The organism is Roseibium aestuarii (assembly GCF_008477545.1).
GTDB classification, from domain to species: domain Bacteria; phylum Pseudomonadota; class Alphaproteobacteria; order Rhizobiales; family Stappiaceae; genus Roseibium; species Roseibium aestuarii.
This window is the reverse complement of the sequence record NZ_VORA01000001.1, coordinates 816082-837329: the sequence shown is the minus strand read 5'-3', so window position 1 is coordinate 837329 and position 21248 is coordinate 816082. Positions and strand designations below refer to the sequence as shown.

The window sequence follows — 21248 nt, the reverse complement described above, 5'->3', positions numbered from 1 at the left end:
AGGACGGCAATGCGAAATCACCGTCCCAATCCTGTCATCTCTTAAGCCCCGGCCATCTCTGTGACAGATGCGTTTCCAACGGTCATCAACGCTGCTAGCTGACCCGACTTGCGATCAAGAAGGTCAACGGTCGCGACTTCGATCCGGCTGACATTCTCCGAAATCCGGAAGGACGTCTGCAGTCCGCTTGCCTCTCCAAGCCCGAAATGATGGGGGTAGAGCAACGTCACCTTCGGGGCGCGATAGAGCTGGGCATAGGCCATCATCTGATAGACATCGGCCTGGGAGACGCCGTGGGTCGGCTCTGAAGCTGCCGGACTGATACGCTTCCACTTGGTGTCGAGGATATGCACCACTTCCCTGCCCCGTTTGACGAGAATGTCCGGCCTGGTCTGGAACCGCCCCTTGCCGGTTTCGTCGTGCTCCAGGCAGAACAGGCGCCCGCCCTGCAGGGACACGTTGAGGCCCGTGCCCGCAAGTTCCCGCTGAAGACGGCGGCCGACATAGTCCTCGAACAGGGCGCTCATCTCGAACAGCAGGCAGAAGCCGGAGCCCTGGCCCGACGTGGTGGTCTGATAGCGGCTTGTCAGGAACAGCCGCGCCATCTCCAGAAGCCCCTGCCAGCGCCGGTTGGTGCGGTCGAGCCGGACCTGATCCCAGGGCAGCATGGAGACCGGACAGTCGCCGACATCGCCATAGACGAAGCTCAATTCCTGCAGACGCCGGGCGAGGCCGCTGTTGCGCGTTGCCTTGCGCAGGTAGACGACGGCCGCCTTCATGATGCGGTTGAGCGGGATATCCTCCGACAGCTCGTCGAAGCGGCAGGCAAGGCGGGACGGATTGGCGGCATGCACCGTGAACTGGCGGGTGACATCGAGGCGACCGCGCAGGGCCGGCAGGTCCTCCTCCTGCCGGACATAAAGACGGGGCCTTCCGCGCCGAACCGCCTCCTCCAGCTTCTCGCAGAAGATGCGGATCAGGATGTCGAGCAGCGTATCTCGCTGCCAGTGCAGCTCGGTCAGGGCGCCGACATCAATCTGCACGTTCAGGGCAACGGCCAGCATGCGCACCAGATGCTTGCGGATGGCGGCGTTGTCATCCTGACCATCCGTATGCGGCACATCGATCTTGGGCAGGATTTCGAGAACTGCCCCCTCGGCAGCGACCACCCCGACAATGCCCTTTGACTGAAGCGACTTTCGGCCATGATAGAGGACACCATCCCCCTGTTTGGCCAGGGCGGAGCCGGCGGCAACCGCCGCCAGCCGGTCTGCGGCCGCTTCGGGGATCGTGCGCGGATTGTCCGGATCCTCGCCATAGGGGAGCTTGCTCCACTCCAGCATGGTGCGGCGGATGGTCATGCGGCGAACTCCGAAAGATCGAAGTTTTCGTTCACTCTCCAGCGCAGGCGGGGGGCATCGAGGTCATCGGCTTCGAGGCCCGGAGGCGGGGTGAGAACTTCGGCCGTGAGGAACCTGCCCTCCCCGACGCTGTTTTCAAAGCTGTCGCCAAGCACCATCGCAACCCTGGACCAGTCCTCGTAGAAATATTCGGCGAGCAGCGGGATGACCTTTTCGCGGATCACCGCTTCAACGTCCGCCCGGGTGCGGCAGCCAGTGAAATAGGCGTGACCAATCTGGTGTTCCCGGTCGAAGAGATATTCGATGCGGTCGTTTATCGTCTTGAGCAGCTTGCGCAGGTTGAGGCCATCCAGATTTGTCGGCAGCACTTCCGGGCGCGGCATGAGCTCGCGGAACGTGAAACGGCGGCGCAAGGCTGTGTCGAGAAGCGCAATCGAGCGGTCGGCGGTGTTCATGGTGCCGATGACATGGAGGTTTGCCGGCACGCCGAAGCGCTGGCCTGAATAGGGCAGCTTGAGGCGGATCTCGTTCTCCATGCCGATGCGCTTGTCCCCTTCCAGCAGGGTGATCAGCTCGCCAAAGACCTTGGAGATATTGGCGCGGTTGATCTCGTCGACGATCAGAACGTGGGGGCGTCCCACAGTATCTATGCGGACTGCCTTATCACCAAAGACGATGGCCTCCAGGGCCTCCCAATCGAAGGCGCTTGAAAGTCGGCAATAGGGATGATGGCTGAACCTTTTGCCAGAAACGGCTTTCCATGATCCATTCTCGACACCGGTTCCAAACCATTCGATCTGACGCTTGTGCGGCGTTTCCTCCATGAGGGGATCGAACTCATAATCGCTTATTACCCGCCCTATGGCGATGAACCGGTCGCTTGCGTCCGCAAGGAGGACATAGTTGCCAATCTGGGTCCGGGATCTGAAGGAATAAGTCAGCTCGATGTTTGGATCCTTGCCTGTTGCCTCTGGATCGCGCTCCTCATTCCAGTGATCCTTAATCGCCATCAGCACTTTTTGGCGAACGGCAAATATGGAACCGGGCGCCAGATCAAATTCGTTGCTCGACCAATCAAGGTCGCCTCCACAGGCGGTTGCCATGAAGCCACCGTCGATCATCTGCTGCGCCCAATTGCGCCCCGCCTCGTCATTGGAGACCTGCAGTTTGAACAGGAGTTGATCCCGATCCAGGCGCAAACCCTCTGCGCCCTCTCCCGCATCAAGGCGTGCCCTTTCACTGATGCGCTTGAAGACGCCGTCGTGGGGCTGGAGCGAGAAACCGCCTGAAGAGGTTTCCTCCCCATCGTCGCTGGTGGTCGGGCGCAGGCCCTCGACAAAGTCCTCGTAGGAAAAGGACTGGTGGAAGGTGACGAACTCGATGCGACCTTTCTTGCAAAGCTCATGATAGGCCTGCATCAGTTCGCTGCGGCCTTGGGCGTCCAGATCCTGGGCCTCCATTTCGCCGAGGCAGAGACGGACCGCTTCAAAGGCCGTCGCATAAGTCTTGCCGGTGCCGGGAGGACCAAAAAGGATCAGGTTGGTAGGCTCTTGGGTGGCATTCGGAGCTCCCAATGCTTCTGTTGGCACATTTTGGCGAGAGTTCAATCCAGCGGAGCTTTCAAGCATGTATATATCTACGAGCCTTCGAAGTATTTCTTCTGAATTGACCTCTACGACCCTCTGGCGCCCGTACGATAGTGCCCGTGTGTCCTGGGTGGTGAACCCTGAAGTACCCAATTGCTGATCCGAAACGGTAAGCCTCAATTCGGAGAGGATCATGTTCCAGTCAAGCGGCTGCCCATTCGGTTCATTCTCAAAAACCAACTTTCCAGTCGCCGCCTCGGGAATGACACCAAAGATACGCCTGTTCGGACACCGATAGATAACCGCTTTGGTCCTGCCCGGTTTACTTAGACGCTCCAGCTTCTTTTCCGCCACGAGTACGTCCAGAACTGTTTCCACTTGTTGTCCGTTCATTCCCCACCCCATTCCTTCAACGCACAGAGCGTGTTCACCTGTTTCATCTGTGCGATGGTCTCGCATTTGGCCTCGCACAGCCGATCACTGCCGACCACCAGCGCCAGGCCCTTGGCGCGGGAGACGGCGACGTTGATGCGGTTGAGCGAATAAAGAAAATCCATGCCGCGCGGTGCGTCCTCGGCGGAGGATGCCGTCATGGAGACGATGCAGACCGGGGCTTCCTGGCCCTGGAACTTGTCGACCGTGCCAACCCGGATACCTTCCGGCAGTGCCTCGCGCAGGGCATTCACCTGGGCGCTGAAGGGCGCGACAATGATGATGTCCTCGTGGGTCAGGGGCCGCGTGCGACCGTCCTTGCCGGTCCAGATTCCGTCCACCAGCGTGGAGATGATCTGCCTGATCTCCGCCACTTCCTCGCGGGCGACCTGGGCATTGCCCTCATGCTCGACCGGAACCCACCAGGCCCCGGCCTCGGGCAGACCGTCCGCAACCACGTCCTGCAGGGCGGTGTCGTGGTGGCTCGTCAGGCGATCCTCATAGACCTGCTCGGAAATGAAGGAACAGACGTCCGGATGCATGCGGCGGCTGATGGGGAGGAAGATGCCCTGCTCGGGCGGGACTGTCTGATGGTCGCCGAGCATGTATTCGAGGCAGGAGAGATTGGCCGGTTCCGGATGAGAGCCCTGAATGACCTGCGGCAACTGGCAGGGATCGCCAACCAGCACGATGTTGCGTGCCGCCCGGCCCATGGCCAGCATGTTGGCAAGGCTGACCTGCCCGGCTTCATCGACAAAGAGCCAGTCGAAGGCCTGGATGTTGTTGGGTCTGGCAAAGAAGAAGGCCGTGCCGCCGACGATGGCGCCATTTTCCTCCGCTTCCTCGTTGTCGGTCACCGCCCAAATGACGCTTTCATCGGGATATCCTTGGCTGCCCCTTCCGACCTTGTGCAGAATTTTAGGCTTGCGCGGGAACGAGAATTCTCCCATGGCCGTTTCACAGCCCAGGAGAACATTGCGGATGGCCTCGTGGCTGTTGGAGGCAACGCCGACCCGGTAGCCAGCCTGCACCAGAGACAGGATGGCGCGGGCGCTGACATGGGTCTTGCCGGTGCCCGGAGGCCCCTGGATAGGCAGGACGGTCTCGTCCATTCGTGTCACCGCAGCAATGGTTCCGGCAACCGTGTCCTCGCCCTTGAAGATGTCGCCTGTCCAACCCTTCAGTCGGGGGTTGGAGCGGGAGAGCAGATCCTCGACCGCGCGATAGGCCTTGTCGTCACACTGATCGGCAATGACATTGCGGAGGGCCGAGGCGATCACATCGGTTTCCAGCGGCCAGTCCGGATGCAGAGACAGGGTGTCTTCCAGAAGATGCGCCAGCTTCGGACCGCCCTTCACGGTCACCAGTCGCCGCTCGGGGTCCATGTCCTCGATCGTGACCCGAGCCGGAGCGCCATCGATCACCGGTACAGTGGCCTGATCGCCCTTGCGCAGCTTGGTGTCCTGTTCCGGATATTGATAGGTGCGAGCGAAAGAACGCTTGACCGGGATCGCCTCGCCCCAGGCCCGCAGGCCACCGAGGGTGTTGAGGTCTTCGATCAGTTCATCCTCCTCCCGGCTGGTGCTGTCGAACACCGCCCATTGCGCAGGCTTCTGCTCGCGCCCATGGAAGAGGCCGAGATTGAACAGAAGCTCCTGGCGCTCGGGTGATAGATCCGAGGCTTCGAGGCGGGCCCGCAAGGCTGCCACCTTCTCATCTTCCTCGGCCTGTTTCGGGGCGGCATTCGCCTCCAGAACCGACCAGTCCTCGTCCGGGCGGATGCCGACCAGCCAGTCGCGCAAGGCTTCCGTTGAGACACAATCGATGCGGTTGTAGTCCTCGATCTCGTCGAGGATCTGCTGGTCGGCGTTCTCGCGCCAGGCCTCGTAGGCGACGACGGAGCCACCGGCGGTCTTCACCTCGCCGGAACGCTCGATGCCATAGAAGACCTCCAGCGACTTGATGGAATAGTTCGGCTCGGAAATCTGGATGCCGCCGCGCACCACCGCATAGAGATCGACAAAGCGGCTTTCCCGCTGCAGGCGATCCAGGAAGGCTTCGCCAATGCCGTATTTTGTGGTGAGGCGGCGGAGTGCCGTCACCTCGTAAGGGGCATAGTGATAGATGCGGGCCTGCGGGTACTGCTCCAGCCGCTTTCGGAAGAATTCCAGCAAATCGCGCAGGGCTTCGGCTTCGGCCTTGTGATCATGGGCCCAGAAGGGCTTGAAGGTGCCGTCGAACCAGAGGCCGTGCAGGTATTCCAGTCCGCCCTCATAGTGCGGATCGCCCTCGATATCATAGAAGAGATCGCCCGGCTGGGGATGCGGCAGGAGCGCAAAGCCCTTGCCCAACTGGCGGGGGCGCAGCTCGAAGGCCGGCTCGCCGGTCTTGCGGGCCTGCTGCAGGCGCGCCTGCCCCTTCAGCCGGTCCAGGGTCCCCTCGCCGATGCCGCGCACCCGGCCGGTCACTTCCGACAATTGTTCAAGGGTGCGGATGTCGGCGCGCTCGAGCTTCTTGACTTGGGTCTTCATGATGTTGGCGACCTGGAACAGGCTGTCTTCGGCCTTCCAGGTTGCCGCACAGTGGTCGCGCCAGCGGCAGAGGCCGCAATCGCTGCAGGGGATCGGCCGCGTGGCGGACGGCTCTCGCACGAAGGCTTCCAGCCGCTTGCGGGCGCGGCGGGCATAGTAGCGATAGTCGGCAAGGCGCAGGGTGGCGCGGCTGGCGTCGCCGAGCTCCACATGGGCGAAGTCGGGTGCCCGGCCCTGAAGATCGGTCAGGAGATCGGAATAGAGGACAAGCTGCAGCACATGCTTCGGGTGAGCGCGGCGCTTCAGCTTGGTGTCGCTGACCTCATAGCTGAAAGCACCGAGATTCGAAGGCGTCTCTACCCGCTCCAGAAAGTCGGACCAGCCGCCCCAGGAAATCCCCGGCAGGTCGGCAGCGCCAAAGAAAGCGCCCTGGAAGATGACACTTGCACCCGTGCGAAGAGCTGCCTTCGTCTCTTCCGCCTTGTCGGCAAGGTTTCCTCGCTCGATCTCGATGACGTCCACATGGCGGGTCTTGAGTTTCGCCAGATGGGCGGCCTCATGGGCATCGCCATGGCGTTGCAGGAGCTCGGCATCCTCGCTGTCGGCACAAGGGACGAGATCTGCGCCGCCACCATAAGCGAGATCCAGAGCAGTCGCGTGGCGACACCCCATGAAACGCATGAGATCCGTAGCGGAAAGCAGGATTTCTTCGCCCGACATTTTCATATGCACACCAAAATTCTACAACCAGAATGCGAATCACCTCAATAAGAGGCATAATCTTCAATAGGTTAGAAGGGTGTCAATTTCTGACAGGCTGCGGATGTCATTCTCGAAAGCACAAGAACTGATCCGTTTGGCAAGGCTCGCCCAGAACCGGCGGCGCGGCATCAGTCTTGAGGAAATCTGCGAGGAATTCGACGTGTCGCACCGCACGGCCCAGCGCATGACCGAGGCGCTGGAGACTACCTTCAACAATGTGATCAGCGAGGATGGCGACGACCGCAAACGCCGCTGGCGGATCACCGGCAATATTCTCGATCCGCTCGCCACACGTCAGGAAACAACCCTCGAAGCACTGGAAATCGCCGCTCGAAATGCTGCCGAACAGGGACGGACCCGCCACTCGCAGGTTCTCACCGACCTGCAGGACGAGCTGCTTGCGCGGCTGACACCCAAGGATGCCTCTCGCAGCGAAGCTGACGCCGACGCCGTGCTGGCCGGCATGGGAAGGATCATGCGGCCAGGCCCGAAGGTCGCGCTCGCAAGCGGTGTCTTTGAAACCGTTGCGGAAGCACTGAAGGGCCCCTTTCAGATCAAGGTTCGATATGGCCGTGCGGAGAAATGCGACCGCATTCTGGAGCCGCATGGGGTTCTGCTCGGCCACCGCACCTATCTCGTTGCCCGTGACCCGAAGCGGCCTGAGACAATCCTGAATTTCCGGATGGATCTGATCCGGGAAGCGGAATGCCAGGAAACCAGCTTCCCGATGGCTGAAGACTTCGATCTGGAGACTTATGCGGCCCGCTCCTTCGGGATCTGGCAGGACCCGGCGCAGTACCGGGAGAATGTCTGGCGCTTTGCGCCGGAAGTGGCGGATCGGGCGGCCGAATTCATCTTCCACCCGGACCAGAGCCTGACCCGCGAGCCCGACGGCAGCCTTTCCGTGCGTTTCACCGCCGGCGGCTGGAACGAGATGGTCTGGCACCTCTACCAGTGGGGCGACAAGGTGGAGGTGCTGGCACCAGACGAAATGCGCGAGATGGTCCGGGGCCACCAGCGCGACGACTTTACGGGGCTGCCATGAGCAAGCGTTGGGGGCAAGGATCATGACCGGAATACTGGATTTCGACACGCTGAAGGCGAAACAGCGCGCTGTCCGCTCCGGCTTTCCCGAAACCATGGGTCTGCGCGTCCATCGCTCGATAAGCTGGATCGGGCGGGCTGAAGCCTGCGGCGACGACGAGGATGCACGCTTTCTCTTCCTCTGGATCGCCTTCAACGCGGCCTATGCTGAGGAACGGGATTTCGGCGCGATTGCTCCCAGCGAGCGCAGCCGGTTTCAGGAGTTCTTCCGCAAGCTGGTGAAGCTCGATGCGGGACGGCGCATCTATGACGCCATCTGGCAGCGGTTTTCCGGACCGATCCGGATGCTGATGGACAACCGCTATGTCTTCAGCCCGTTCTGGATGCACCAGAATGGCGTCGAAGGCTTCGAGGACTGGCAGGCGCGACTTGACCGGGACCGGGCGACTTTCGCCCGGGCGCTTGCGGCAAGCGACACGGCGCAGATTCTCAGCATGGTCTTCGACCGGCTCTATGTTCTCCGCAACCAGATGATGCATGGCGGCACCACATGGGCGAGTTCCGTCAACCGCACCCAGGTGCGAGACGGCAGCGCCATCCTGGCCTTCCTCATGCCGGTCTTCATCGACCTGATGATGGACACTCCCGACCGCGACTGGGGCCGGGCTTTCTATCCGGTTGTGGAGTGAGTGGAGACATGCCGGTTTTGCCCGCCGAAATGACCATGACAGGATTTGTCACCCTGCTCGCTTATCTCTGGCGTGAGAGACATCGGCCCCACACGCCGCCACGTCTTCCCGGACCAGAGACCTTGCGGCAGGAGCCCCATGACCGATCCGATCACATATGGACTGGCAGACCAGATCAGGGACTGGATTTCCCTCTCCCTCCCCTGCGCGATGCTCTTCGGCATCCTGTCCTGCCGCGCGTTTCGAAAGGAGCGCGACCTCGCCTTCCTGTTCTGGCTGATCGCGGCGCTGAAGAGCTTCTTCAGCGTGCCGGCTCGATGAGCAGACGGACCGGCAGCGCAGTCATGGGAGCGAGCAGGACGACTGGCGTCACTGAACACGGCTTGATGGCCGCCACAGGTGATCGGGCATGACCGGGTACTATAACGGCTACAGCCCCCGGCAACGGGGAAAGATCGCACCCGCCTTCAGAAGACTGACCGGCAGACCTGCTCCCTTCGAAGGCGAGCCCTGTGCAATCTGCGGCGATCCCGACCGGGCGCCCAATGAATGGCATGCCGAAGACTATTCGGAACCCTTCGACTTCACGCTCACCGGGACCTGCCCGATCTGCAAGCCCTGTCACAGCCGGTTGCACAAGCGCTTCAATGCCCTGCCGGGAGAATGGGATCTTTTCTGCCGACACCTCGCCAGTGGCGGGTATGGCCGCGAATTCGTTGCGCTGTTCAGCATTGCCGAGCGGATGCGCCTGTGTGCGGACATTGCCGCAGGGCGATCCATCTCACTCGCAAGGGGGCGAGACCGGGAGGCCCTGCCCGCATGGTGGCTGAAGCTGACGCTGGACAGGGAGTCGCTTGAAGCCCCCTAAGCGCGACCGCGCCCCTTGCGGCCCAGACCGAGCCCCGAAGCCTATGCGAGGGCTTTCCGCAAAGCCGGCCTGAGCGACAAGGAGGCAAGCCTGCTGAAGGTCCATGCGCACGCACCGAAACGGACCGCCAGCATGCGGACCCTTGCAGACCTCGCTCTCACGAGCGACCAGCCGAAGACGGCCAACCTGATCTACGGCAGCCTTGCCCGGCGCCTGACGGCGCTCCTAGACTGGGTGCCGGACAAGCGGGCCGACGGCTCACCGATCTGGATGTCGCTGCTTGCAGAGGGATGGACACCACCGGGGCGCGAGTATGAACTGACGATGGTGCCGGCTGCGGTGGAGGCGGTGGCTGTATTGATCGAAGAACAGGCCCGTGTTTGAGTTCAACAGCAATACTTATCAATTTGGTGTCCGCCTACTTATACGCGTATCTAATCAAAGTTTTTTAGGCTTAGCCGGGCCCCGTCTGGATGCGCCGCCGTTCCAATACCAGAGGCCAATGCGGACCTTGCGAGACGGCTACCATTAGGCTCTGATATATTTAATATTTGCGGATTCCTCGTGTGACAAATTCAATGCTGCCAACATCCATTTCGTCAAACTCAAACAAGGTATTGCAAACCAGAAAGGTTGATGCAACGCCGTATGCTTCCGCCCTCATCGAGGGCCATCGCGACTTTGGATACAACCTGGAGACAGCATTGGCAGATATTATCGATAACTCGATTTCCGCCAATGCTTCCGAGGTTAAGTTGGTTGCAGAAACAACTTCAGAAACTCCTTGGCTTGCAATCATCGATGATGGCTGCGGTATGACCGAGCATGATCTCGTTGAGGCAATGAGACTGGGCGCCAAGAACCCTACCTCGATGCGCACGCCCCGCGACCTTGGACGGTTCGGCCTCGGGATGAAAAGTGCGAGTTTCTCGCAATGCCGATGTCTAACCGTTATGACACGTCATCGTGACGCTTTGGCATGTGCCCAATGGAATCTCGACAGGATCGCGAGAGAAAACGACTGGACTCTCGAACTCATAGATGACCCGGACCCCTTGGGAAGAAGCTACCTTCTGGCATCTAGTGGTACCGTTGTGTTTTGGGACAACCTGGACCGGATGATGGGCGGTCACGCCGATGATCCGGTCAAACGTACGGCCACCCTCAATTCTGAACTGTCGCGCGCTGAACGACACCTCAGGTTGGTGTTTCATCGCTTTCTTGAGGGAAACAACCCCCGGCTCAAGCTCTTCCTGAATGGAAGACGGTTGACGCCGATCGATCCAATGGCAAAGGATTCAACATCTGGGCAATGGGACCCGCCGGACGAGATTGTTCTAGAGCAAGGTGTTGTGAAAGTTCGCTGCAGGACGCTCCCGCACCACAAGATGGTCTCAAAAGAACAGTGGAACGAACTTGGTGGTCCCGAAGGTCACCTAAAATCCCAGGGTCTTTATGTCTATCGTGAAGACAGACTAATTATTGCCGGTAGCTGGCTCGGCCTCGCGAAACAGACCGAGCTAACCAAGCTCTGCAGGATTTCTGTCGATATACCAAATACAATGGACGCGGACTGGAAGATCGACGTCAAAAAGGCCTCAGCCCAGCTTCCTCCCGTGGTGCGTGAACGACTGAAAAAAGTTATCGAGCGCTTTGTCGGAACGTCCAAGAGAACATACCAGCGAAGAGGACAGAAGCTTGTTGATGAAACCAGACTTCCTGTCTGGAACCGGGTACTCAAAGACGGCCATGTCATTTTTCGACCGAACCTCGAGCATCCGGTTTTTCAGACATTCTCCGCGCAGTTACCCGAGGAGTTGCATATAGACTTCCAGCGTTGTCTGCGCCTGATTGGTTCGTCTCTTCCGATCGAGACACTGCATGCGGAACTTGTAGGAAACGCCGAAGCTGTCGTCGCCGATGCGGCAGACAAGGCAGATCTCGAGCTGCTCGTTCGCGCCATAGGAGAGGCGCTCACTGCAGGCGGCGCATCGCCTGAAAGCCTCTCGGAAATCATGCAAAGTCATCAACTTCTGCGCGACAATTGGGCCGCAGCAGAACCCATTATTAAAGAGTTCATCCGGGAAATATCATAGTGACCAATTCATACGATCAGTTGCGAAGCGTTGTGGAATCCGCCCTGTTCGACCAGCCGCGCAAAACCGAAGCCGAACTTCGAGCGATGATAGGACAACTCGCTGGGATTATCGCACCAGGGCTTGATGAAGAAACCCTCGAAGCCCTTGCCCGTGAAATCGAGGTTAAGCAGGGAATCAAGGCCGGACTGGGAGCTGTCGTTGATGCCGAGGACTTCGAACCCTGGCTTGATGATGCCAAACCCTCTATCGATCCATTTTACTGGAGCCGCTACAGAAAGCTTCTCCTACAGAATGGACTTCCGAAAGATGTTGTGCTCGCAACCGATACGGTTACAGACAAGATTCTCGGGCGACTTGGAAATCCGAACAAGCATGTTCCCTGGGACCGGCGAGGCATGGTCGTTGGCCATGTCCAAAGTGGAAAGACTGCAAACTATACTGGCCTTATCTGCAAGGCAGCCGATGCCGGTTACCGCCTGATCATCGTGATTGCGGGTATTCACAACAACCTTCGCAATCAGACACAAGCCCGGATCGATGAAGGCTTCATAGGCCGGGATACCGCCAAGTCTCAGGACAGGAAAAAGAACGGCGCCAAACATGTCATTGGAGTCGGACATTTTGATCCCAACAACACCCCTGTCAGTCTGACAAATACACTTCGGGACTTCAACAAATCTACGGCATCCACCAATACGAGCGAGATCGAATCCTACAAGGTCCCGGTCGTTCTGGTGATCAAGAAAAACCATCGCACCCTTGCGAATCTACTTGACTGGCTTCGCGATAACAGCGCCCGTGGGGATATGGAGATGATCGATCAGCCCATGTTGCTGATCGATGATGAGGCCGACAATGCGTCCATCAACACCAAGTATGGCAAGAAGCTCGTCACAACGATCAATGGCCAGATTCGCGATCTCCTGAACATGTTTCATCGGAGCTGCTATGTTGGATACACTGCGACGCCGTTCGCGAATATCTTCATCGATCCTGATCAGGACGATGAGATGTACAGCGAGGACCTATTCCCGCGCGACTTCATCATTGGTCTAGATGCACCTACCAACTACTTTGGCGCCAAGAAGATTTTTATCGATGGGCTTCCCGAAGACGGCATGCCAACATGGCTACGTTACATTGAGGACAATCAAGACGTACTGCCAATTACTCACAAAATAACCCATGTACCAGAGGTGCTTCCGGAATCGCTCCTAAGGGCCCTTCAATGTTTTCTCCTTGCGCGAACAATCCGAAATCTCCGAGGTCAAAAGGCCTCTCATTGTTCGATGCTCGTCAATGCCAGCCGCTTCACTGCTGTTCAAAGCCATCTTCGAAACCGGCTGCACGATGCACTGGATCAAATCCTTGATTCAATTAGGATTAATGGGAGCAAAGGCAGCGCGGCACTGGCTGACCCCGAAATACGAGCTCTCAAATCCGTTTGGGAAGAAGAGTACTCCCAGGATGAACCCAATTGGGAGCCTATTCAGAACATGCTTCTCGACGCCTGCGCATCCGCACGAGTTGTCGAGGTCAATAGCCGGGTAAATGATCTGGACTATTCCGCTTCAGGGGACAACGGCCAGACAGTTATCGCTGTCGGCGGGTTCTCCCTCTCGCGGGGCCTCACACTGGAAGGCCTCACAATCACGTGGTTCCTTCGAAACTCCATGATGTACGACACGCTGCTCCAGATGGGCCGGTGGTTCGGGTATCGAGGTGGTTATGAAGATCTCTGCCGCATCTGGATGCCAGATGATGCCATAGGCTGGTATTCCTACATTGCCACGGCAGCCGAAGAACTCCATCGCGAGCTTCGGACTATGGAAAAGGCAAAGGCTACACCCAAAATGTTCGGACTCGCAGTACGGAGCCATCCTGCATCATTGCTTGTAACAGCGAGGAACAAGCTTGGTTCAGGCAAGAAGGTGACAACGCTTGTCGGCCTTTCGAACAAGTTCGTTGAAACCTCAAGGGTCAGTTCCAGCGAAGCTGATCTTAAGGCAAACAAGGAACTGGCAATTCGCCTTGTGAATACCGTTTCCAATGGCGCCTTCAACGAAATTCCTGCCTCAGCCGGCTTCTGCTTCACCCACGTCCCGGTCGAGATTGTCGACCAGTTTCTTGCTGGTTGGCGAAATGCAGAGGAAAGCGTCACGACTAACCCCGGTCCAATTAGAAAGTACATAGATTCCAGGAAGCTCGACGAGCTTAAAAGCTGGGATGTTCTGATAACCAGCAAGAGCGGCAATACCGAAACCGAGGAGTCGATAGGTCTTCCAATCAAACCGATTACCAGAACGATCGCCCCTAAGGATTTGCGAAAAGGCTTCATCGCATTTGGTGGCAAACGAATGCGCATAGCCGATTCTAGTTTCGAAAAGGCAGGTCTCGGGCAGGGTGAAATCGCGTTAGCCGAGGAAGACTATCTGGCCGGGTTTGAAGCCAGCGATAAAAAACCCAACTTCCCCGGCAGGATCTATCGAGAGAAACGGGCCCGTCCACTCCTCATCATCATGCTTGTCAAATTGCAGTATCCGGATGCGGAAGAGCTGGATTTGGAAAGTCCGGAACAGGTTTCCGAGGATTCCGTAGTAGCCTGGGGTATGAGCCTTCCGATTTCAGCCCGACCTCAGGAACGGGTGGAATATATCGTCAATACGGTTCGGTACCTGGAGCTGTTTGGCGAAGAGGATGAAGACGAAGATTTGGAGGCCGAACTTGAAGCCTCTTGATCCATGGGAAAAACTCGAACCCGGCGATGCTCGTCGAGTGGACAGTGCCGGAAAATTCGACTTCTTCTGGGCCCTGCCAGAATTGGGCATGCCGGGGTTGATGCTACGCTTGGCCTCCCTTCCTCGGCCTCTCCCCCAACTGCCGAAACTCAAGGATCTGCAAATATCCTTCAGGTCCCTGACCGGAGGTGCAGCACTTTTCGTCGGTCTCAAGGATCTGAGCCAGCTAGAAGTTTTCCAGATACTCTGCCGGGATGTCGTTGCCGCGGGAGAAGTGGGTGTCAGTCTGGAGGATGCGCTTTCCCGAACAATACGCCGGCTGCTTCGTTGGCACCGGCTAATGCGAGGAGGAAGAGCGTCTAGCCTTACGCTGGAGGAACAACAAGGACTTGTCGGAGAGCTCACGTTCCTCCGTGAAGTCGCTTTGTCACTTGGACCTCAGATAGCTATCAACGCATGGACAGGCCCCAGGGGAGCGCCAAAGGATTTCGAATTCACAACATCATGTGTCGAGATCAAGACGAAGCGTGCGGCCGCCCGCCCCTTTGTCTCCATTTCCTCCGAGCATCAGCTTGCGGATGTACCCGGCTGCCGACTGTATTTGAGAGTTACCAATATAACGTCAGTTGTATCACCCGAAGGCGAGAACCTTCACGACCATGTTCGCGCAACTTCGAAGTTGTTTGAGAACCCGGGCTCCATTTTTGACATGTGGGAAGAAACCCTGTTTTCGACGGGATACGACCCAGACGACGCCTATGACGAGCGACGCTGGGTAGTCGGCAATACAACTGTCTACGAGGTCAGAGATGGCTTTCCCCGAATTGCCGCCGATCTGCCACACGGGATAGAGAACGTAAGGTACCAACTCGCACTTGATGCCTGCACGCCTTTTGAAATTAGCCAAAGCCTGACAGAACTGGTCCGGGAGGGGCCTGAGCAATGAGCGAGCTGGAAGAATTTCACCACCAACTGATTGCCGACATTCAGGGAGATGCAGATGCATTTGGACTGATAACTTCGGAAGCCTTTTTCGAGAAGATCGGAGAGCTCATTACGGAAGCTGGTGAGATCGACAGCGCCTCGCGTGCCTACTTCGATAACAATGCCCTTCAAAAGCGGATCCAACTTGATGGCTATGGTGGCGATCCTAGGGACTGCGACGGTATTTTGAGCCTAATATTATGCGACTTTGAGCTAGGCAAACAAATACGGACCATTGACAAGGCAAAGATCGAAAGACTTGTAAACCGCGTCTATCGTTTCCTGGAAATGTCACGGAAACATAACTTTCGAGAGGAGCTTGAGGAGACAAGCGCTGCCTTTGGAGTTGCAGATCTCATCGCATCAACTTGGAAGCAGGTCGAGAAAGTTCAACTTCTAATCATTTCGAATGCAGATGCGCGCGGCAATGCAGATGCGATCAAGATTTCTGAGATCAATGGAGTGCCTGTAACCTTCAGTCTCTGGGATCTCAAACGCATTAAGAAATACATGGATCAAGGCCAGGCACGCGCCAACCTGTCTATCAATTTCGAGAAAGACTTCGGCGGCGGCATTCCTTTACTCCGCGCCTCAGGTGGGGACGGCTCCCTGGAAAGCTATCTCGCCGTCATACCAGGTCAGCAGCTCTCCAAGATTTACGACAAGTGGGGTCCTCGACTTCTCGAAGCGAACGTGCGCAGTTTTCTGCAAGCGAGGGGCAAGGTTAATCGCGGGATACGTGACACAATACGCGATGAGCCGAAAATGTTTTTCTCGTACAACAACGGCCTGAGTGCCACCGCTAGCAATGTAGAGATCAGGCAGACTGAAAACGGTCTTGAACTCCAGCAGGCCGAAAACCTGCAAATCGTCAATGGCGGACAAACAACTGCATCCATCCATGCGGCTCGAAAGACGTTGGCTGAGCAGATTGGGCAGGTTCACGTCCAGATGAAACTGACAATTGTCCCCCCGGAACAGTCCGAAAGGATTGTTCCAAAGATCTCGGAGTTCGCCAACAGCCAGAACAAAGTGAATGCCGCAGACTTTTTCGCGAACCACCCCTTCCATATCAAGGTCGAAGAGCTTTCACGGCGAATCCTTGCCCCGGCCCGCACCGATAACTATCGGGAGACCAAGTGGTTCTACGAGCGGGCACGCGGACAGTTTGCCGATGAAAGAAGCCGCCGTACCGACGCCGAAAAAAAGAAATTCGACGCGGAATTTCCTCGCTCGCAATTTCTCACCAAAACAGACTTGGCAAAATTTGAGAACACGTGGTCCGGTTTGCCTTACATCGTAAGTTGCGGGGCTCAAAAAAACTTCGGAGAATTCGCGAAAAGCCTTGAAAAGCGGTGGGGGGAAGAGGGGACGTCCTTTGACGAGCTATGGTTCAAACGGTTGATCGCAAAAGCCATCGTGTTCAAGCGGACTGAAACTCTTATCTCCAATGCCGAATGGTACGAAGGAGGATACAGGGCCAACATCGTCACCTATTCAATCGCAAAACTGGTTCATGATGCCGAAAAGGCAGGCATGGTGCTGGATCTCGATCAAATCTGGCGACGACAGGAAATTTCTGACGACCTAAGGTCCGTCCTTAGCGTGGCGGGTGAACAAGCTCAGGAGACAATACTCAATCCACTTGCAGGTGTACGAAACCTGAGCGAATGGGCGAAAAAGCAAGCCTGCTGGAATCAGCTTCGGAGCAAGTCCTTCGACTACCCTGAAGAGCAGGAACATGTCCTTGTCCCGATCGAGATTGCGAAGGAAACCGAAAGGGCTGCCCGTGCGAGCAAAGCCGTTGATGCGGCTGCCAATGCCCAAATTCTGGTTCATCAGTATGGGGCGGATTATTGGGCAAGTGCAGTCACCTGGGCACGACAACATGGGCTCCTGACACCTAGGGATATCGGCATCCTCGAAACCTGTGCTGCAATCCCACGAAGAATGCCGACTGACAAGCAATGCGCACTGGCAATAACGGCCCTTACGGCGCTATTGAATGAAGGTTTCTCCCAGCCCTCACTTGAGAAGGTCGGTTAACTGAATCCCATTGTTAACAGCATAGAGTTCAACCGTCTTCAAGAAAACGGCAGATCTCAGTTCCCTAGCGCCCGCACAAGCAGCCTTGCAATCTGTCGGGCCAGGAACGGAGGAACGGCATTGCCGACCTGGACATACTGTTGTGTCCTGTTGCCCAGGAAATAGTAGTCGTCCGGGAAGGTCTGCAAGCGTGCAGCCTCGCGCACCGTGAGACTGCGGCACTGGGTTGCATCCGGATGGATGAAATAGTGGCCATCCTTGGAAATATGGCTGGTCACCGTGGTGGAGGGCTCACCTGCAATCTGGACCCGGAAGCGGTCGTTGAAGACGCCGCTTTTCCAGTTCCGGTGTTCCGGGCTCAGTTCCTCCGGGAAATCCTTCGCCTTCGGACTGAAACCTCTTTGCGCTCCGAAGACGGCAGCGAAAAGGTAGCGACCGAGATCCGAGACCATATGCGCACGCGTCTCATGCTGGGCAACAGCCTCCAGTTCGGAACATTCCAGCCAGTTCAGCAATTCATCACGCGATTGGCCATATGAAACAGGCAGGGAACGGGAAGATCTGTTAAGTGCCTTCACCTGATCGAAACCGGATTCCAGTTGCCCGAAGGATCCTGCCAGGTGCTTGTCCCCATTTGCGTTGAACAGGTCGGCAAGAGTTGCTGCGGCGTTCGCAGCATGCGCCCGCCACAGGGGAAGCGCATCCAGCTCCCTGCTCAATCCGCTGCGAAGCCGAGGCAGATTGCCGATTGCCTCGGCCACGGTGCGGGGCGATCTGGCGACCTCAATGCTGCGACCGGAAATGCCGGACTCAAGGTCTGCGCGGATGCCGACGATGATCACGCGATGGCGGCGCTGGGGAACACCAAACTCTTCCGCACAGACGATGAAGTCCGATGGTTTGGAAAAGTCCTGCAAGCTCGCCCGACCGTCCTCCAGACGGATAGCCTTCAGTTCATAGAGATGGCGTCCGCCGGTGCCTAGAGAGGCGAGATCTTCCACCAGCATCTCGAAGACGCGCCGGCTTTCGACCGTGGAAGAGAGCATGCCCTTGACGTTTTCCATGACAAATGCCGCCGGACGCAACCTGTCGAGCACGCTGATGTATTCCCGGAAAAGATAGTGGCGCTCGTCCTCCTCCGGCACATAGCCGATCTTGCCACGGGCGCGGGCTCGTCCGACCAGGGAGTAGGCCTGACAGGGAGGCCCGCCGATCAGGATGCTATCGTCGAAATTCCTGCGAAGGGACGGGATCACTGCATCGATTGCGTCGGTTGCCGGCTGGGTGCCTAGCTCTAGACAGCGGGCCTCGGCGGTCGCATGCTGCCACGCGGTCTTGCCTACGGTCTCCCAGTCCGGTTCCGAAATCCTGCCGGCATGGAAGTCGACAAACTGGCGTGGCAGAAGCCCATGACGGTCCCTGTAGTTGCGCAGAAAGGCGCGGAGGGTCAGCGTGCGATGGGCCGAGGCTTCACGCTCTACTGAAATGCCGATATCGAAAGGCTTCCGACCGCCTTCGCGCAGGGACGCAAAGCCCTCGCCAAGCCCCCCCGGACCCGCAAACAGGTCGACAATTCCAAAACTTGCAGGCAATTCGCTTTCTCCAGAAATGTACCAGGACGTGTATACAGTGTTGCCATGCAATTGCCAGGCTGAAGACGATGGACGTTGTAGACAAGACCACGCGGTCACGCATGATGGCCGGGATCCGGAGCAAGGACACAAGGCCCGAGATTGCCCTGAGGCGGGAACTGCATTCGCGCGGCCTGCGCTACCGGCTGCACGGGAAGGACCTTCCCGGCAAGCCGGATCTTGTTCTTGCCCGGTACAAGGCCGTGATCCTCGTGCATGGCTGCTTCTGGCACCGGCATCAGGACTGTCGCTATGCCTCGACACCGTCCACCCGGCCGGAGTTCTGGCAGGCCAAGTTCGAGCGCAATATCTCGCGCGATGCCGAAGTACGCGACCAGCTCGGACAGGCCGGCTGGCGCGTGGCCACTGTCTGGGAATGCGCCCTGAGGAAGCCGCAACAGGTCATCAGGTCCGCCGACATCCTTGAGACGTGGCTCGCCTCAGGCGAGCCGGAGCTCACGATCGGCGAGGAAAAGGTGGCAGTCCGCCCCTCGCCGTTTCCTGGTATCGGCTCCTAAGGCTCCCGGTCAGACCCGGCAGACCATCCTCCCCTGCTCTCTTGTCGTGCACCCCTCGATGAGCCGGGCAATCTCTACGTTCCTGAGAGCTCGCTTTTCCAACAGTTCCTCGACCAGCCGCTGGTGCAATCCCGCCTGCTGCCGGATGAGGCTCCTGGCCCGTTCAAAAGCGTTATTGAGAAGCTGGTCAACTTCAGCACGGACCCTCGCATCCCCCATGAGCATACGACGTCCTGCGAGTTCTCCAGGCGTCGCCAGATGCAGCCAGCTTTCCCCAAAGCCCATGCTGGTTACCATCTCCGTGGCCAGTTGGGTTGCACAGGACAGGTCTGATCCCTCACCTCCTCCGCCACCATCGCTGATGTTTCCCAAAACTACCTCCTCTGCTGCCAGACCGGCCATACGGACTGCAAGCATGGCCTCGTAGTCGCCCTTCGTGCGGCATTGATGGGAGAGGATCTCAACCGAGACGCCACCGGCCAACACAGAGTTAGCCGTTTCAGGAACCTCATCATTGATCCGTATGCTCCCGATCGGCTCCGGTCTTAGCGCGAGATGAACCACAGCATGTCCAGCTTCATGAACTGCGATGCGACGCAGATCCTCATCACTTAACTTTGTGGTTTTCGGAAGCCGTTGGAGCAGATCCGCGAGGTCCATGGCACGTCTCGCGCGTCGGGCAGAGCGACGTGCTTCGCGGGCCATCAGCTCGATGTCAGCACCAGTGCGACCTTCCATTTTCTTGGCGACGTTGGAGAGATCGCTGTCTGCGAGGTCAGCGTTTAGGTGGAAACGCAGGATTTTCTCTCGCGCCTCTGCATCAGGCAGCGGCAGCTCGATAATGCGCTCCATCCGACCCGGTCTCAGGATTGCCGGATCGATCATATGCGCGTGATTGCACGCGCCGAGGACCACGACACCCTCCCGGTCCTGGACCCCATCCAGACACTCCAGCAGACCGTTGATCACCTCGATCTGATAGCGGGCGTGATCGCCTCGTGCCGTGTGGCGGGCACCGACGGCGTCCAGCTCGTCCAGAAAAAGGATGGTCGGCGCGGACTTTTTAGCCTCGGCAAAACTTCGTCTCATCGCCCTGAGCATATCTCCGAGATGCCCTCTCGACTGCCATTGGGCCACCGAGGTCGCTTCCAGATGACACCCTGCAGAGCGCGCCAGAGCCTGGGCGTAGGTAGTCTTTCCTGTGCCAGGGGCTCCAACCAGCAGCGCGCCGCCATCGACATCGGCCCAGCCGATCTTTCCCGCTCGCCAGTCAGCGAGATCCTGACAGAGATCACGCCCCCACAGGCCCGCGCCTGCCAGACCCGGTATGTTGTCCAGATCCAGCTCGCGTTTCGCGGGGGCAGTGAGAGGTTGTGGTTCGCTCCTCTGGGCATCATAGGCTTCGAAGACAGACCGCCATTTGCGGCCTCGATTGAGAATGAGAGCCAGGTCACCGATCGGGAGATCACTCAGCTTCTCGGCGTCCGCATCGGACAGGAGGACCCGATTGCAATGGCGTGCTGCGGCCTGGATATGCCGGACAGTCGGACGTTCGAGAACAAAAACTCCATCAGAGGCCGCAACCAACAGCTCCGGCAGATTGGCGGTGCATCGAGCCATTGCGATCACAGCCCGCCGTGACCCCAGGGCGGACCGGAGCTCCTCATCCTCCACGCGGCCCTCGCCGGAATAGTCGAGGAGGCGGATGCTCCGGTCGAGCCGCATGCCGGCAATGTCACCGTAATCCCGGAGCATCTCGACGCCTAGCGCCGTATGGACATGCGTGACGGGCACCCCAAGATCATCGGCAACGATGCCGACGACGGGCCACGCCCCCCGGGGTGTGTTGTGTAGCGTTCGAAGAGCGCGCCGCACAATGCAATGGGCTAAAAACAAGAGAAAATCCGGGCGCTCACGGCGATAGTAGCTGCGATAAAATGAAGTCATTACTTTGCTCAT

Annotated in this window: 15 protein-coding genes; 10 read left to right on the top strand and 5 right to left on the bottom strand. The window is 58.1% G+C overall.

Annotated features, from left to right (window positions below; all coding sequences use genetic code 11):
* Window positions 1-41 precede the first annotated feature (41 nt).
* Genes FR728_RS03590 through FR728_RS03580 form a run of 3 tightly spaced genes read right to left on the bottom strand, consistent with a single transcriptional unit; the run spans window position 42 to window position 6630 of the window.
* On the bottom strand, window positions 42-1361 hold the full coding sequence (locus FR728_RS03590; RefSeq protein WP_149891257.1) for an McrC family protein: 1320 nt from the start codon (window positions 1359-1361) through the stop codon (window positions 42-44).
* Window positions 1358-3340, bottom strand: coding sequence for an AAA family ATPase (locus FR728_RS03585; RefSeq protein WP_188318774.1), 1983 nt, complete (start codon window positions 3338-3340; stop codon window positions 1358-1360). Before FR728_RS03585 ends, FR728_RS03590 begins: the two co-directional genes overlap by 4 nt.
* Complete coding sequence (locus FR728_RS03580) at window positions 3337-6630, bottom strand: TM0106 family RecB-like putative nuclease (protein WP_244304370.1); 3294 nt, start codon at window positions 6628-6630, stop codon at window positions 3337-3339. The genes FR728_RS03585 and FR728_RS03580 overlap by 4 nt, the downstream gene beginning before the upstream one ends.
* A 103-nt stretch (window positions 6631-6733) precedes the next feature.
* On the opposite strand from FR728_RS03580, the gene FR728_RS03575 reads away from it, so the two are divergent.
* From FR728_RS03575 to FR728_RS03535, 9 genes are all read left to right on the top strand, one after another.
* Window positions 6734-7717, top strand: coding sequence for a helix-turn-helix transcriptional regulator (locus tag FR728_RS03575; RefSeq protein WP_149891255.1), 984 nt, complete (start codon window positions 6734-6736; stop codon window positions 7715-7717).
* A gap of 22 nt (window positions 7718-7739) precedes the next feature.
* Entirely contained in the window at window positions 7740-8405 is a 666-nt protein-coding gene (locus FR728_RS03570) for a HEPN domain-containing protein (RefSeq protein WP_244304369.1), read from the top strand.
* 138 nt (window positions 8406-8543) lie between these two features.
* Window positions 8544-8726 carry a hypothetical protein gene (locus tag FR728_RS03565; protein ID WP_149891254.1) on the top strand — a complete coding sequence of 61 codons (183 nt, stop codon included), beginning with the start codon at window positions 8544-8546 and terminating at the stop codon, window positions 8724-8726.
* An 88-nt stretch (window positions 8727-8814) separates the two neighbouring features.
* Window positions 8815-9273, top strand: a complete 459-nt coding sequence (locus FR728_RS03560; protein ID WP_149891253.1) for a hypothetical protein — start codon at window positions 8815-8817, stop codon at window positions 9271-9273.
* Window positions 9274-9405: 132 nt separating this feature from the next.
* A complete protein-coding gene (locus tag FR728_RS03555; RefSeq protein ID WP_149891252.1) occupies window positions 9406-9657 on the top strand; it encodes a hypothetical protein in 252 nt (83 codons plus the stop codon).
* A 194-nt stretch (window positions 9658-9851) separates the two neighbouring features.
* Window positions 9852-11369 carry an ATP-binding protein gene (locus FR728_RS03550; RefSeq protein WP_149891251.1) on the top strand — a complete coding sequence of 506 codons (1518 nt, stop codon included), beginning with the start codon at window positions 9852-9854 and terminating at the stop codon, window positions 11367-11369.
* On the top strand, window positions 11369-14110 hold the full coding sequence (locus tag FR728_RS03545; protein ID WP_244304368.1) for a Z1 domain-containing protein: 2742 nt from the start codon (window positions 11369-11371) through the stop codon (window positions 14108-14110). The genes FR728_RS03550 and FR728_RS03545 overlap by 1 nt, the downstream gene beginning before the upstream one ends.
* A complete protein-coding gene (locus FR728_RS03540; RefSeq protein WP_208998635.1) occupies window positions 14097-15056 on the top strand; it encodes a PD-(D/E)XK motif protein in 960 nt (319 codons plus the stop codon). Before FR728_RS03545 ends, FR728_RS03540 begins: the two co-directional genes overlap by 14 nt.
* Complete coding sequence (locus FR728_RS03535; protein WP_149891249.1) at window positions 15053-17140, top strand: AIPR family protein; 2088 nt, start codon at window positions 15053-15055, stop codon at window positions 17138-17140. The genes FR728_RS03540 and FR728_RS03535 overlap by 4 nt, the downstream gene beginning before the upstream one ends.
* Before the next feature lie 56 nt (window positions 17141-17196).
* Here FR728_RS03535 and FR728_RS03530 read toward each other — a convergent pair whose 3' ends face one another.
* Complete coding sequence (locus FR728_RS03530) at window positions 17197-18732, bottom strand: DNA cytosine methyltransferase (protein ID WP_149891248.1); 1536 nt, start codon at window positions 18730-18732, stop codon at window positions 17197-17199.
* A 68-nt stretch (window positions 18733-18800) separates the two neighbouring features.
* On the opposite strand from FR728_RS03530, the gene FR728_RS03525 reads away from it, so the two are divergent.
* Window positions 18801-19289 carry a very short patch repair endonuclease gene (locus tag FR728_RS03525; protein ID WP_149891247.1) on the top strand — a complete coding sequence of 163 codons (489 nt, stop codon included), beginning with the start codon at window positions 18801-18803 and terminating at the stop codon, window positions 19287-19289.
* 9 nt (window positions 19290-19298) lie between these two features.
* On the opposite strand, the gene FR728_RS03520 is transcribed toward FR728_RS03525, so the two are convergent.
* Entirely contained in the window at window positions 19299-21236 is a 1938-nt protein-coding gene (locus tag FR728_RS03520; protein ID WP_188318773.1) for an AAA family ATPase, read from the bottom strand.
* Window positions 21237-21248: the final 12 nt, after the last annotated feature.